Genomic DNA, 15025 nt, shown 5'->3' on the forward strand with positions numbered 1-15025 from the left:
AGCAATCTGCTAAATTTGTATACTTCTAAATTTACCTCATGAAACGTTCCGGTTCGGCTGATCTTCCACTTCATTATGGCCATGTCCCTTTATGGCTTGCCGAACGTATGTCTAAATTAGGACTGGCAATTGTAGAAACTATAGCAATGGAATTTTCGACGTCAGAAGTCATCAGTAAACTGAGCAATCCTTTTTGGTTTCAGAGTTTTGGTGCTGTGATGGGAATGGACTGGCATTCTTCTGGCATTACGACTTCTGTCCTTGGGGCTTTGAAGAAATCGGTCAACCCTCATTCTAAAGAACTCGGTATTTACATCTGCGGAGGAAAAGGTACTCACTCAATGAAAACACCTCAGGAACTCTTGTATGTAGGCGAACAGACAGGACTAGACGGTAATGGTCTTGCAAATTGCAGCAGACTTACTGCCAAAGTTGATAACACAGCAATTCAGGACGGGTTTCAGTTATACCAGCATAATTTTATTGTGGATAATAAAGGGCAATGGGCCGTCATCCAGCAAGGCATGAACCCGGATTCTAAAACGGCACGAAGATACCATTGGCATTCTGAGGATTTAAAGTCTTTTATCAACGAACCACATACTTTTATATACGGAGAAAATCAGGGCAGTATTCTGAACCTTACAGCCGGAACAGCCGAAAAATCAAGAGCAGGAATTTTAGAACTGTCTAAAGAGTCTCCGACAAAAATAATTAGAGAAATACAGCATCTTTCTATGCCTGCGCATCATGACGTACGAGTTGAAAATGTAAATATGAAAAGACTGGGTGCGATGTTGTGGACCACCCATGAAAACAGCCCCGAAGATTTTGAAGAACTTTTGCTTTTAAAGGGCATGGGATCAAGAGCTCTTCAATCTTTAGCACTCGTTAGCGAAGTTATTTACGGTACCCCTACCCGATTTGAAGATCCTGCCCGTTTTTCTTTTGCCCATGGTGGAAAAGACGGACATCCGTTTCCTGTACCAGTAAAAATTTATGATGAAACTATTGATACCCTGGAAAGAGCTATTCATCGAGCTAAAATTGGCAACAGCGACAAGATAGAAGCAATTCGTAAGCTTTCTGAAATTTGCCGGAAAGCTGAAGAAAATTTTACGCCCAATAACAATCTGGATGCCCTCATTCAAAAAGAAAGGGATGAATCTTATAAATATGGAGGGAAAACCGTTTTTGGAGATGCAAAACCTCCTAAAAACAAATCTATTCCACCAGACAATCAGTTGCAATTGTTCTGATTTTTTTTGGCAATTTTAAGAGTCCGAAACCCTATTCGGAAACTTTAAAAAAAAACCTTCAAAACTTGATACGGGTTTATTTATAAGCACTTTCTGCCGAACCACAATTTGCTCCAATGTTCCTAAAAACATAAAAACAGGTAAATATACGTATTGCGATATTGTGAAATTTAACTAATTTAACTATCACGTTTTCAACAAACAAACTCAGTTTACACCTGACCTTATCTAACCTCAACACTAACCAAATCCAAACTTTATGAAAATTGGAATTATAGGAATTGGATCCCTCACACTAGAATTAGCAAACAGATCCGCACTTGCAGGATATGAAGTTATGGTAAACAATCCGAGAGGTAATAGCCTTGTAAGAGATACAATTGCCAGAATTGGTACAAATATAAAACTAGTATCATTGCATGAAACTGCTTCAGCAGATATTATTGTTTTGTTTGTTCCTAAAGATAATCTGGAATCTGTAATTCAAAATCTGCCTGATATGACTGGTAAAATAATACTTCACACCAGCGGTCTCATATTCAATCCTCAATCTCTCTTATCAGGAATATCTAATGCATTTACCTATCAAATAACTGCTTCACTGCTTCCTACTGCACATGTGGTAAAGCTTTTTCATCCTGTTAGCCTGGAACCCAAAAAAGATTCTTTTCGCGAAAAAAAAGACGAAATCTTTTATATCGCAAGCCATGCCGGTTCCAGACACACTGTGAGGGCATTTTTCAAAAAGCTTGATTTCTCAGCTATCAATCTTTCCGGTCGCTTACGTAGTGTGGGAATTGATTTAAAAACAGGCATTACACCTGTCGTTATTCAGCCACCTATTTTTTATTCAAATTAGGTTTCGATAGGCTTCATATAGCATCTTCAGAAACGATTTATTGGAGTAAGGAAAACCGTAAAAATAGTTTTATTTAAAAACCGAACTTTAAGCAAACTATAAAAATAAGGTTATGCTTAAAAAAACTATTTTTATTGAAAACAAGTTTTCCTTAACTACCAAATACAATCAGCTGGTATTAAAATCTGAAACTAAAGAAAGTACAATCCCCATAGAGGATATTGGATTTCTTGTTCTTGACCATAATTGGACTTTTTTTATCATTATTGAAAAGTTAATTTTAGCTTCCTACCCTTTTTTTACCTAAATTTACAATAAGCAAGAATTCTTATTAATTACTCATCCTGAATTTGTTACAAATTAAAATATAAGTATTACCCAAAATAAATTTATACATGAAGCATTTTCTGTTATTCACATTTTTTATTGGTTTCATAAGTTTTTCTTTCGGTCAGGCAATAGCTGATTCTGTTCCTAAAAAAGAGAAAAAAATCGAATTGAGGGTTATGCCTTATTTGAGTTATAACCGTAATCTCGAATTTATGTTTGGGGCTATTCCGATGATGATGTATAAAGTCAACGAAAAGGATACCATTTCGCCGAAGTCGTTATCTGGAATGTCAGCCATTTATACCACTAATAAATCTTATATTATTGCCCTTTTTAACAGATGGTACCTGGATGAAGACAACTGGCGTGTGAAATTTTTCTTTCTGACCGGCAATCAAAATTCACAATTTTATGTAGACGATGTGGATCAGCCTGATTTTTATGATTATGGGACTAAAACCACCATCTTAAGTTTGGGAGGCCAGCGAAAAATAGTCGGCAAATTTTATGGTGGGCTATCGTATACGTATGCACATTACGACACGGTTTACGAGGATGATATCTCACCTGCTTCGGTTTCGCATAGTAACGCTTTGGTTTTTGAATTACTGTTTGATACTAGAGATGCTGTTTATTATCCTACCAAAGGCTATAAAATTAAACTGGACTGGTCTACTTATCCAAAATTTATGGACAATAGTCTGGCATCCAACCGAGTTTCGTTTCAGGCCAATAAATACATTCCGACACGCGAAGGAAAAGATGTTATTGCAGCTCGTCTTTATGGTAAATTCGGTCTCGGAAATGTCGCTTTTGAACAGCAGAGTACCATTGGTAATACTGATATCCGGGGTTATTCTGAAGGTAAATACCGTGGTGACGGCTTAATGGATATTCAGGGTGAATACCGCTATAATTTTGGTAAAAAAATGGGCCTTGTAGGTTTTGTTGGTCTCGCAACAATTTACGGTTCTGACACACCGAGTTTTGACTGGAAAATGTATCCCGGAGGAGGAGTCGGATATCGTTACAATCCTTTTAAAAAATCAAAATTTAATGTGGGTATTGACGGAGCTGTGGGTAAAGGCGACTGGGGAGTTTATTTTAGAATTGGCGAAGTTTTCTAAATCTTTTTTTTGAACAAGAAGTCTCTTTTAATATTTTTTTTTGCATTACAGGCTTCTTTAGTTCGCTCTGCTCGTGTACAATGTAATGCGGGATGTGGCTTACTGAAATACCCTTTTTTCTGCTTCAAAAAACTATTCGTATTCATTTCTAAATTTTAAAAAAGCCTGTCAGGAATACTGAATACCTGACAGGCCAAACTAAAAACTAACCAAACTTTTTTTTTGAATTTTCTATCTACTTAACTGGCTCATAAAACTCTATTTCTACGATAGGCAGGCGCTGAATTGTTTTATCTGCATTATTGATTCCGGCCTGATCTACTTTTCCGGTAATTTCTACCAGATTGATAGCGTCACTGTCTTTTTCGGAACCCAATAATTCGATTTGGACTTTTTTACCTTTGGTTGAGGCAAAATCTATCGTCACATACCCTAAACTCAGCGGAGTTGACCCTTCAAAAACTTTCTTACCGTCAACAGCTATTTTGATTAGGTATTTTTTGCTTCTCCACCCTGCCAGTTTCATCACAACCTGATTAACATTAGCTGTGCGAGCCAGTTCATATTCGATTACTGCTTTGTCATTTTTTCCGTATGACCATTGCGTCAGTTCGTTATCATCATAACTTTTTGCAACATCTGCCTGATTAGATTCGGTCTTAGCGCCAATAATCGCAACTGGAATTCGGGTTTTCTTAAACGATGGTGTTCTTGGCGTAGGCCCTTTTTCCGTATAAGAAGGTAAGTTGTCAGACGGTAATTTTGTAGACAATTTGTCCAAATCGGTTTGAATTGTTTTTACCTCTATAGCCGTACTTTTGAGTGATTGAGAAGACGCTTTAATACTGATAACTCCGGCTGTTTCGGTTGATCTCACAAAAATTCGATTCACTCCACATTCCACCGGAAGATTTTTAGAACCAATATAATTGTCAGGTCCTTGGGCAATCCCACCGACAAAAGTACCTTGACCCTGTACCTCAAAATCAATCATATTCATAGCCGTAGGACAACGGTTTCCTTTTTCATCCACCACTTCTACCTGAACGATTGCCAAATCATTAGCATTGGCCAACATCCCTCCAGGTCTCTCGATGGTGGTTAATTTAAGTCCAACAGGATTTCCGGCCGTTTTGATTTCGTCTTCACAAATAGCTTTTCCTGCTTTATCATAACCAACCGCTTTGATGCTTCCGGGTTTAAATTGTACATTTTTAAATTTGAACAAAAACCTTTTATCTTGCGTTCCTTTTCCAAGACTAATATTATTCACAAATAACTCCACCACATCGGCGGTAGAAACTACTGTAATGTCTTTGGTTACGCTATTTTCATAATTCCAATGTCCGATGATGTGAGCCGCCGGTTTCTCGGTATCGACCCAGCCATCCCAAATAACTTGATGCGCATAAAAGCCGTCTTTAGGAATACGCATTGGATCGACCTCACCGCTTCGACGGTAATTTTCCTGTCCTCTGTAATGGGTGTTTGAATCACTGAAAATAATATTCACTCCACCCGAACTTACACGGGCTCCAGTCCCCGGACGGGCTTCCCAATAGTCGTACCAACGCACCACATCTTCAATGGCATGAGCATCCTGATTGTGATTGTAAGCACTCGCATCGACAACTTTTGTCCCGTTTACATTGGTATGATTGGTTCCTCCTGTTCCTTCTTTATGAAAAGGCGGGGTAAACTCATCCCAATATTTACGTAAGCCTTCGTCCCTGCTGTATTCAGTTGCCCACATCGGGATATGCGCACTTTTGTTGATGTACAACATTTCACCACCATATTCGGCTACTTTACTGTCCAACATTTCACGGCTGCCGATAGCGCGACCTCCAAATGGATCATACTGATTTCGAATGTTTAGCATTTCCTGCATGTGTTCTTCAGAAATACTTTCGTTACCGGATTCGTAAAACAAAATACTCGGATTGTTTCGGTTGTAAATAATAGCGTCACGCATCAATTCGGTACGCTGTTCCCATCTTCTGCCTGTAACATCTTTTTCGGAATCACCTGCTGGCATTGCCTGAATAAGCCCTACTCTGTCACAAGATTCCACATCTTGTTTCCAAGGCGTGATGTGCATCCAGCGCACTAAATTTCCGTTGCTCTTTACCATCAGACTATTCGAATAATCACTCAGCCAGGCCGGAGCAGACATTCCGATAGAAGGCCATTCGTTACTGGTGCGTTGTGCATAACCGTGCATCATTATTACTCGGTCGTTCAAATACACCATTCCGTTTTTGAATTCTGTTTTGCGGAATCCTGTTTTGATATCGACCTTATCAACCGATTGGTTTTCTACCATCAACTCCGAAGTTACCGTGTACAAATACCCATAACCCCAACTCCAAAAATTCAGATTTTGCAAAGCTTTGGATGCCTTTAAATCTTTGGTTTGATTGGGTTCCAAAGTAATAGCTTCGCCTAAAAAACTGGCCACTTCTTTTCCTTCCAAATCTTTTATGCTGACTTTCAGCTGTGCTTTTACCGTTTTGGCCTCTTCATTTTTTACCTGAGAAGTTACATTTACAGTCGCTTTCTTTTGGGCAATGTTGAAATCGCTTGCATACACATAAGTTCCCGTAGTACCAAGGAAAGAATACAATGGCAAAGTTTGGTACACTTTTGATTTAATGTGCAGAAATACATTTTTGGGCATACCGCCGTAATTGGCATTAAAGTTTTTGTCATTCCATTGATAAGGGGAATTACTGGATTTTTCTCTGTATTTCCAGTCATTATCGGTTTTTACAGCGATTACATTTTCCTGAGGAAATGGATTCACCAAAGCCGAAATATCAATTCCAAAAGCCATTGCTCCATTTTCGTGGCGACCTGCAAATTTTCCGTTTACGTAAACTTCTCCCATTTGGCGAACGCCTTCAAATTCGATAAAAACTTTTTTGTTTACAGCCTCCTTAGGCAATTGAAAAGTTTTGCGGTACCAGGCAATTCCGGTCGACAAATGAGAAATATCTACTTTGAAAGCTTCTGCCTGATTCCATGCAAAAGGCAGATTTACTTTAGACCATTTGTTGTCATCATAAGTTATCTCTTTGGCTTGCTCAGCATCACCTACATTTAATTTCCAACCGTAATTGAAATTGTATTTGACTCTGCCAGAATCATTCTGTGCATTTAGTCCGTTTGCAAATAGAACTGCGAAACCAAATGCGTAAAAAATATTTTTAATAGTCATTATTTAAATTGGTATTGGGTTAGTTGAATAGTAAGCACTTTTAAAGGTTTCACAAATATAAATCCTTCTGCACAACTTGTATTATCAGCCTTTGCCATTGGTTATCATATTCGGACATATTGGCCAATTATGATATAAAATGTCAATTTATGATAGGCAACAGCCTTTTATGTACTATTATTTTTGCCTGGACCGCTTAGATTTTAGAAATTTAAAAGCCCATAATTTTGACAGAATATAAAGTAAATGTAGATTTGAAAAGTAAGATTGTTTTTTTGAAGCAGTAAAAATTTGGCATTTCAGGAAACATCGTCCGCTTTCCATTACACACCAACGATAGCGAACTGACGAAATAATCGGGACTAAAAAGGAAACATTTTACATATTAGCTATCAATCAAAAAATCATCATTAGAAAGAACTATCCAATTCAGATTTGAAATAAAGTAAACATGAAAATATCAAAACTTATTCTTGCCTTTCTTTTTTTTATGGCATTAAACGCCAATGCTCAAACAGAAAAAGGAACACTCATTGCCGGAGACAAAACCTTTTTGCTAAATGGTAAACCTTTTGTAGTACGTGCAGGTGAACTTCATTTTCCGAGGATTCCACGCGAATACTGGGAACACAGAATCCAAATGTGCAAAGCCATGGGGATGAATACGATTTGTATTTACCTGTTTTGGAATTTTCACGAACAACAACCTGATAAATTTGATTTTACAGGACAAAAAGACGTAGCAGAATTTGTACGCCTCGTTCAAAAAAACGGAATGTACTGTATCGTGCGCCCCGGACCTTATGCCTGTGCCGAATGGGATATGGGCGGTCTGCCATGGTGGCTGTTGAAAAAAAATGACATTCAGGTGCGGACTTCAAAAGATCCGTATTTTATGGAGCGTTCTGTTAATTACTTAAAACGTGTGGGCAAAGAACTGGCTCCTCTTCAGATTCAAAATGGTGGAAATATCATCATGGTTCAGGTCGAAAATGAATATGGTGTTTTCGGTCAGGATGTGAATTATATGGAAAAGGTACGAGATGCCGTTCGTTCTTCCGGATTTGACAAAGTACAATTATTCCGTTGTGACTGGAGTTCGAATTTCTTTAAATATGATGTTGAAGGCGTGTATACCGCATTAAACTTTGGAGCAGGTTCGAATATCGATCAGCAGTTTCAAAAATACAATGAAGTCTATCCCAACGCCCCTCAAATGTGCAGCGAATACTGGACAGGATGGTTTGATTACTGGGGTCGTGCTCATGAAACCAGATCTATCAGCAGTTTTATAGGCAGTTTAAAAGACATGCTCGACCGCAATATTTCGTTCAGCCTTTACATGGCTCATGGCGGAACTTCTTTCGGGCAATGGGGTGGTGCCAATGCGCCTCCGTTTGGTTCTATGGTCGCTTCCTACGATTATAACGCTCCTATAAATGAAGCCGGACAACCTACAGACAAATTCTATGCTGTTCGTGACTTATTAAAAAATTATCTAAATCCCGGAGAAACGATTCCGGAACCGCCGGCTAATTATCCGGTAATTTCGATTCCTAAAATCACTTTTAGTGAAACAGCTCCTCTTTTCGACAATCTTCCGAAAGCCATTCCGTCAGAAACCATAAAACCTATGGAATATTTTAATCAGGGCTGGGGACGAATTTTATACCGAACAAAACTTCCGGAATGTACAACTCCGTTCAAATTAAAACTTACTGAACTTCACGACTGGGCCAACATTTATATCAACGGAAAACTTATCGGAAACCTGGATCGCCGAAAAGATGAAAGTACTATTGAAATGCCTCCGGTTAAAAAAGGTGATGTACTCGACATTCTGGTCGATGCCAACGGCCGTGTAAATTATGGGAAAACCATCATTGACCGAAAAGGAATTACTGAAAAAGTTGAAATGCAGATTTCATCCAATTCAAGTACGCTTACCAATTGGGAAGTTTATAATTTTCCTGTGGAATATGATTTCCAGAAAAACCTCAAATTCAAAAAAGAAAAAACAAATGGTCCTGCCTGGTATCGCGCCACTTTCAAACTTACTGCTATTGGTGACACTTATATCGATATGAGCAGCTGGGGAAAAGGAATGGTTTGGGTAAACGGTTATAATATCGGAAGATACTGGAAAATTGGTCCGCAACAAACCCTATTCATGCCGGGATGCTGGCTGAAAAAAGGCAAAAATGAAATTATAATCCTGGATTTAGAAACTCCAAAAGATCCTCAAATTTCAGGTGTTACGATTCCTGTATTGGACAAAATTGTTGTTGACGAATCTCTTTTACACAGAAAAAAAGGAGAAACTCTTGATCTTTCCGCTGAAACTCCTGTTGATTCAGGTTCGCTTAACGCTGATAAAGACTGGAAAGAAGTACTTTTTCAAAAAACGGCTGAAGGGCAATACTTCTGTTTTGAAGCTATTGCATCTCAAAATCCAAAAGACAACAGCGCCAGTATTGCCGAAATTGAACTTATTGGAACAGATGGACAACTGATTCCGCGTTCTAAATGGAAAATAGTCTATGCCGACAGCGAAGAAGTAATGGTTGGAAATTATTCTGCCGAGAAGATTTTCGATCAGCAGGAATCAACCATTTGGACTACCAGTAAAGCCGGCGATAAAATCACTTATCCGCATCAGGTTGTGGTTGATATGGGCGAAAATATAAAAATCAAAGGTTTCAAATTTTTGCCACGTACCGATAAAAGCACTTCAGGGAATATTAAATCGTATAATTTCTATATCAAAACAAGTTCATTTTCGATTAAAAAATAAATTGATGATTTCAGTGATTAGTGAAAAGTAATTAGTGATTGGCACTTGAAATTTGCAGTCTCTTGCCTATCAACATAACAATAATTACTAAAGACTAATCACTAATAACTATTCACTAATAACTATTTACTAATAACTATTTACTAACAACCAATAAACCTCAATGAAAAAACATATTATTAACTGCCTGCTGATGGTCGCCTTTTTTACCCTAAGCAGTTTTAAACAGGAAGAAATAAACCTCGAAGGCAACTGGCTTTTCGAAATAGACAGACAGGACGTTGGTGTTGCTGAAAAATGGTTTAACCGAAAACTGACAGACCACATAAAACTGCCGGGTTCTATGGCTCAATTTCTAAAAGGAGACGAAATCACTTTGAAAACAAAATGGACAGGTTCTATTTATGACAGTTCTTTTTATTTCATTCCCCGCTTAGAAAAATACCGCCAGCCTGGAAATATCCACATTCCTTTCTGGCTGACACCTGCAAAGCATTATGTTGGAGCTGCATGGTACCAAAAAGAAGTAAATATTCCCGCAAACTGGAAAGGCAAACGCATCATCCTTCGTTTAGAAAGAGCACACATACAAACCCGTGTTTGGGTCAACGACAAAGAAATTGGTCTTCAAAACTCATTGGTAGCCCCTCATGTGTATGATTTAAGTCCGTATCTGAGTACCGGAAAACAACGTATTACAATCCGTATCGACAATAGAATCAAAGAGATTAATGTTGGTCCTGACTCGCATAGTATCACAGATCATACTCAGGGCAACTGGAACGGAATTATTGGTAAAATCGCTTTGGAGTCGCTTTCTCCTATTTACATTGACGATGTTCAGATTTATCCGGATGTGAAAAACCGAAAAGCGCTTGTAAAAATTACAGTCAATAATACCACGTCGGAATCGTTTGACGGAAAACTCAAAATTTCGGCAAAAAGTTTCAACAGTCCGAAATCAGATCAGACTAAGGAAATCACAAGCAATCTAACCATTTCCAAACAAAAAGAAAACACTATCGAACTTGATTTACCTTTTGGAAAAGGAATGCAAATCTGGGATGAATTTGATCCATCACTTTATAATTTAGAAGTAAAACTTGTTTCCAAAGCTGTAATTGCTACGAAAAAAGTACAATTCGGAATGCGGGAATTCAAAATCAGAGGAAGTCAATTTCTAATAAATGATATTCCGGTAGTACTTCGCGGAACGGTTCACAATTGTGAATTTCCGTTAACGGGTTATCCTGCAACAACAGTCGAAGCCTGGGAAAAGATCTTTAAAACCATCAAATCGTATGGTTTAAATCATGTGCGTTTTCATTCCTGGTGTCCACCTGAAGCTGCTTTTATTGCTGCCGATAAAACAGGACTATATTTACAGCCCGAAGGTCCGAGCTGGCCTAATCACGGGCCTAAAATAGGTTTGGGTCAGCCGGTCGATAAGTTTTTGTATGATGAAACCATTCGTATGGCAAAAGAATACGGAAATTATGCATCGTTTACCATGCTGTCTGCAGGAAATGAACCAGCAGGAAATCAGGTGAAATACCTCAACGAATTTGTGGATTTTTGGAAAGCAAAAGACAACAGACGCGTTTACACCGGAATGTCTGTAGGCGGAAGCTGGCCTGTAGTCCCAAATGCGGAATACCAGTCTCGTGGCGGTGTAAGAGGTTTAAAGTGGGACAAAATGCCCGAAACCGAATCAGATTTTAGTGCAGGTATCGCTCCGTTTAAAGTTCCATTTGTAGCTCATGAAATCGGACAGTATTGTGTTTTTCCGAATTTTGATGAAATTAAAAAATACACCGGTGTTTACAGAGCCAAAAACTTTGAAATGTTCCGTCAGGATTTACAGGATCATCACATGGGAGATCAGGCAAAAGACTTTCTAAATGCTTCGGGTAAATTACAGTTGCTGTGCTATAAGAACGAAATAGAAAAAATACTGAGAACACCCGGATACGCTGGTTTTCAGGCATTAGGTTTACAAGACTTTCCCGGGCAAGGAACGGCTTTGGTAGGTGTTCTGGATGCTTTTTTTCAGGAAAAAGGATATGCAACGGCTCAGGACTATATCCGATTTTGCAATGAAACTGTTCCATTAGCCAAAATTCCAAAATTTGTTTATACCAATAATGAAACTTTCAAGGCAGAAATAGCTCTTTTTCATTCAGGCAAAATACCACTTCAAAATACAATTATCAGCTGGATTATTAAAAATGAAAAAGGAAATATCCTTTCTTCAGGAAGTTTCAATCCTAAAACTTTTGAAAATGGAAACGGACAGTTAGCAGGAAATCTAAATTTTGTTTTAAGCGAAATAAAAGAGCCTTCAAAACTAAACCTTGAAGTAAAAGTAAACGGAACAGCTTTTGTCAACGACTGGAATTTCTGGGTTTATCCGGAAAAGAATCTGGAGAATACCTCCTCTGTTTATTACACGACAGTCTTAGACGATAAAGCGAAAGAAGTCCTGGATAAAGGAGGAAAAGTCTTTTTGAATGCTGCCGGAAAAGTGGTAAAAGGCAAAGAAGTCGAAATGCATTTCCTGCCTGTTTTCTGGAATACGTCCTGGTTCAAAATGCGTCCACCGCATGTTACGGGAATGCTTATTCAGGAAAAAAGTCCGGCTTTTGCCTATTTCCCAACGAGTTTTCACAGTGATTTACAGTGGTGGGACATCCAAAACCGTTCTCAGGTGATGAATCTGGAGGATTTCCCTGCAGATTTTCGTCCGTTAATTCAGCCGATTGATACCTGGTTTATGAACCGTCGACTGGCACTGGTATTTGAAGCTAAGGTAGGAAATGGAACAATCGTCGTCAGCAGTGCCGATATTGATCCCGAAGTGCAAAATAAACCTGCTGCAAAACAATTGTTTTACTCGCTTCAAAAATACATGGATTCGGATCAGTTCAATCCAAAAAACAAACTGGATTTTGAGGTCATTAAGGATGTATTTACCAGTCCGTCCCGTGAAGTGTTTAAAACTTATACGAAGGACAGTCCTGATGAACTGAAACCGAATTCTAATCAGAATAAGGTGAAATAAATCCGATTAATTAGGATTGAGTGTTTGGAAAATTAGTTCACAGTTTTACACAATAATGTCATTTCGACCGGAGGGAGAAATCACATTAGAAATTCGACAAAGATTGGTGATTTGCTTTGCTAAATTTGTAATGTGATTTGCTTCTACTGTTCACTATCTTTCGGAACACCTTCGTTGAAATGACAAACTCACGCTGGCTCTTTAAATAGGAGCATAAGATCGTCATATACTGCTTTAATTTTCATGCCTGCAATACCCAAGATAAAACATTGGATGAGGATATTTCTTTTTATCAAATGTTTTTCCTATTGGATTTAAATAACCATTTGAAATTAGAATCTTGTCACCAAGCTGTACAGCTTGTTTATCATCATACTTAAGCGTTAGAATATTATCTTTTACATCCCACTTTCCTGTCCACCACTCGTTATAACCAAAAACACCAGTCCAATGTAATTCAAATGTTTTATCTTTTCTAAAAAGAATATAAGCCTGATTTTGGGTTCCCTCATAACAGGCTCTGAAATCAACTTCACTTTCTAACTTTTCTGAATCAAGTCTGTAAGGACTTAAAAATGTATACAAAATTGTTATTGAGCAAATTAGTACTGGCAAACAAAATAAAAAATTCAAATTCGCTCTGTTTCGAATAATTCTGACAATCCCTTTAATTTCAAAAACAAAGATTAATACAAATATTATTGGAATTAAAGCTGTCAAAAAAATATAAACAACTCCGGATAAATGTTTGTCAATATGATGATAAAATATTGTCAAAAGAAGATAAATACAACAAGTAATTATGGTTAAAATTAATATCCGTTTTGTCTTTCTTTTTTCTTCCATAAAATTAGTGGTAACATTCGTACTATACTCCAAATATAACGAGCATCAGATGAAATCATGAAAAGTCATATTCTAATAAGTTTTAATTTATTCAGCTTGTAATTTTTTAATTCTTTTTCTGAATGATAGAAATTGAATTGCTGTAAGGAACAAATAAGTTATCGAAAAAATTGCAAGAGTTTTCAAGATAGTCAGATTGTTGAGGCTAAAATCTATCCATGCCTTAATCATTATAAAAATAATACAAAATGACGGTATTCCTAAAAATGTTAAAAGGGACAAATAGAAATTATTCCTGATTTTTTCTATCAGATTCAACAGAACTGTAAAAGAAGTTACGACCATAGCAACAAGATATATAAATGCAAAAAATATATTCAATAGAAGTTCTAAAAACTGCATCAATTGTTCCAATAAATTTCCATTAATTGTCTTTTCTGCAATCACAATTCTATAGATCACAAATAATACAATGCTTATCAGAAAATTAATTATACAAAAACTAACTACTATTTTTTTCATTTTTTTTGACTGTAATTGTACTGCTTATACAACAAAAAAGCAATGTAATAAGTTATAGTGTTTTTTTATTGTTCTTTCTTTATCTGCGAGCCGTTACGCAAATTATAGCTCAAAAAGTTATGGGTTTAACTATCAGTTATCACTAGGATTTATAGAACTAGAAAACTTCAATTTTACACATTAGTCCGTCTGATACAAACCTTTGTTAGCGGTATTTTTATAATCCTTCTTCATAGTCTGGATTATAAACCTGAAAATTTTTGGGCAATTCTATTTCTATAAATTTTTCTTTGTCTAAATCTATTTCCCAAAGTTTATAGATTTTGGTTATTATTTCCTTAGAATTATCTTCATATTCGATCAGATAATTTTTTTCAGTTTTGTTTCAATCTAATTTCATACGAACATTCGAATAACACTTTTTTGGAAAATCACTCGTTACAATAAGTTCATCCTTCACCACAAAATTTGCTTTTCCCTGCTCATAATAATTGATAAATTTTTCTATAACAATTTTATTCCTCCCTTTATGACAATCATTACGATGTAATGAATATATGCAAACGGCATATTCTTCATTTTCTGAGTTATTTCCAAGTATTGCTCCTAAACAAGTATGAAAGTTATATTTGTTTAATTCTTCTGTAGTTTTTCCAATGAAAATAATATCCAAACTGTCTTTACTAACAATTTGGTCCGTTTTCTTTTTTTTGATTTCAATTGCTGAAAATTCAGTTCCTTTCTGTTTAGTAATAACTATTTCTGGCTGTTTATTAGTTTCTTCTTTTTTTTCATTTTGACAACTTAAAATTGTCAAGACAGTTAAAATGAATGTTGCTAAGATTATATTTTTCATAATTGTAAATTTATTTGGCAGTTGTATTGGCAAAATTACCGACAACTCTTTTATAGTAGACGAAATTAATCTTCGTTATACGCCTTATATTTGGAATACTGTCAGGATTTTATTTCTTCTTGCTATTTTTCAAATATATCCAAATATTCTT

At 36.8% G+C, this 15025-nt stretch carries 9 protein-coding genes; 6 read left to right on the plus strand and 3 right to left on the minus strand.

The features are described from left to right. Window positions 1-38 precede the first annotated feature (38 nt). From AAEO57_RS15355 to AAEO57_RS15370, 4 genes are all read left to right on the plus strand, one after another. On the plus strand, window positions 39-1259 hold the full coding sequence (locus AAEO57_RS15355) for a DUF763 domain-containing protein (RefSeq protein WP_341693910.1): 1221 nt from the start codon (window positions 39-41) through the stop codon (window positions 1257-1259). A gap of 259 nt (window positions 1260-1518) precedes the next feature. Further along, window positions 1519-2118: an NAD(P)-binding domain-containing protein gene (locus AAEO57_RS15360; protein WP_341693911.1), complete on the plus strand. Its 600-nt coding sequence runs from the start codon at window positions 1519-1521 to the stop codon at window positions 2116-2118. Window positions 2119-2230: 112 nt separating this feature from the next. After that, entirely contained in the window at window positions 2231-2425 is a 195-nt protein-coding gene (locus tag AAEO57_RS15365; protein ID WP_341693912.1) for a hypothetical protein, read from the plus strand. An 88-nt stretch (window positions 2426-2513) separates the two neighbouring features. Then, window positions 2514-3575: a BamA/TamA family outer membrane protein gene (locus AAEO57_RS15370; protein ID WP_341693913.1), complete on the plus strand. Its 1062-nt coding sequence runs from the start codon at window positions 2514-2516 to the stop codon at window positions 3573-3575. 235 nt (window positions 3576-3810) lie between these two features. Here the strand turns inward: AAEO57_RS15370 and AAEO57_RS15375 are convergent, their stop codons facing one another. Continuing rightward, the gene (locus tag AAEO57_RS15375; protein WP_341693914.1) at window positions 3811-6795 is read right to left on the minus strand and encodes a glycoside hydrolase family 2 protein; all 2985 of its coding nucleotides are present in this window, start codon (window positions 6793-6795) and stop codon (window positions 3811-3813) included. Window positions 6796-7246: 451 nt separating this feature from the next. On the opposite strand from AAEO57_RS15375, the gene AAEO57_RS15380 reads away from it, so the two are divergent. After that, window positions 7247-9589 carry a beta-galactosidase gene (locus AAEO57_RS15380; RefSeq protein ID WP_341693915.1) on the plus strand — a complete coding sequence of 781 codons (2343 nt, stop codon included), beginning with the start codon at window positions 7247-7249 and terminating at the stop codon, window positions 9587-9589. Window positions 9590-9752: 163 nt separating this feature from the next. Beyond that, window positions 9753-12650, plus strand: coding sequence for an exo-beta-1,4-galactosidase (locus tag AAEO57_RS15385; protein WP_341693916.1), 2898 nt, complete (start codon window positions 9753-9755; stop codon window positions 12648-12650). A 234-nt stretch (window positions 12651-12884) separates the two neighbouring features. Here the strand turns inward: AAEO57_RS15385 and AAEO57_RS15390 are convergent, their stop codons facing one another. Both AAEO57_RS15390 and AAEO57_RS15395 read right to left on the minus strand, forming a co-directional pair. Continuing rightward, the gene (locus tag AAEO57_RS15390) at window positions 12885-13496 is read right to left on the minus strand and encodes a hypothetical protein (RefSeq protein WP_341693917.1); all 612 of its coding nucleotides are present in this window, start codon (window positions 13494-13496) and stop codon (window positions 12885-12887) included. 907 nt (window positions 13497-14403) lie between these two features. After that, a complete protein-coding gene (locus tag AAEO57_RS15395) occupies window positions 14404-14874 on the minus strand; it encodes a hypothetical protein (RefSeq protein ID WP_341693918.1) in 471 nt (156 codons plus the stop codon). Between the last annotated feature and the right edge of the window lie 151 nt (window positions 14875-15025).

It is taken from the genome of Flavobacterium calami, assembly GCF_038290035.1.
In the GTDB taxonomy this organism is placed as follows: Bacteria; Bacteroidota; Bacteroidia; order Flavobacteriales; family Flavobacteriaceae; genus Flavobacterium; species Flavobacterium calami.

What these genes read in the sequence shown, in the direction of transcription:
- AAEO57_RS15355 (WP_341693910.1), top strand. Translation starts at nt 39, where the DNA reads ATGAAACGTTCCGGTTCGGCTGATCTTCCACTTCATTATGGCCATGTC.
- AAEO57_RS15360 (WP_341693911.1), top strand. Translation starts at nt 1,519, where the DNA reads ATGAAAATTGGAATTATAGGAATTGGATCCCTCACACTAGAATTAGCA.
- AAEO57_RS15365 (WP_341693912.1), top strand. Translation starts at nt 2,231, where the DNA reads ATGCTTAAAAAAACTATTTTTATTGAAAACAAGTTTTCCTTAACTACC.
- AAEO57_RS15370 (WP_341693913.1), top strand. Translation starts at nt 2,514, where the DNA reads ATGAAGCATTTTCTGTTATTCACATTTTTTATTGGTTTCATAAGTTTT.
- AAEO57_RS15375 (WP_341693914.1), bottom strand. Translation starts at nt 6,795, where the DNA reads ATGACTATTAAAAATATTTTTTACGCATTTGGTTTCGCAGTTCTATTT.
- AAEO57_RS15380 (WP_341693915.1), top strand. Translation starts at nt 7,247, where the DNA reads ATGAAAATATCAAAACTTATTCTTGCCTTTCTTTTTTTTATGGCATTA.
- AAEO57_RS15385 (WP_341693916.1), top strand. Translation starts at nt 9,753, where the DNA reads ATGAAAAAACATATTATTAACTGCCTGCTGATGGTCGCCTTTTTTACC.
- AAEO57_RS15390 (WP_341693917.1), bottom strand. Translation starts at nt 13,496, where the DNA reads ATGGAAGAAAAAAGAAAGACAAAACGGATATTAATTTTAACCATAATT.
- AAEO57_RS15395 (WP_341693918.1), bottom strand. Translation starts at nt 14,874, where the DNA reads ATGAAAAATATAATCTTAGCAACATTCATTTTAACTGTCTTGACAATT.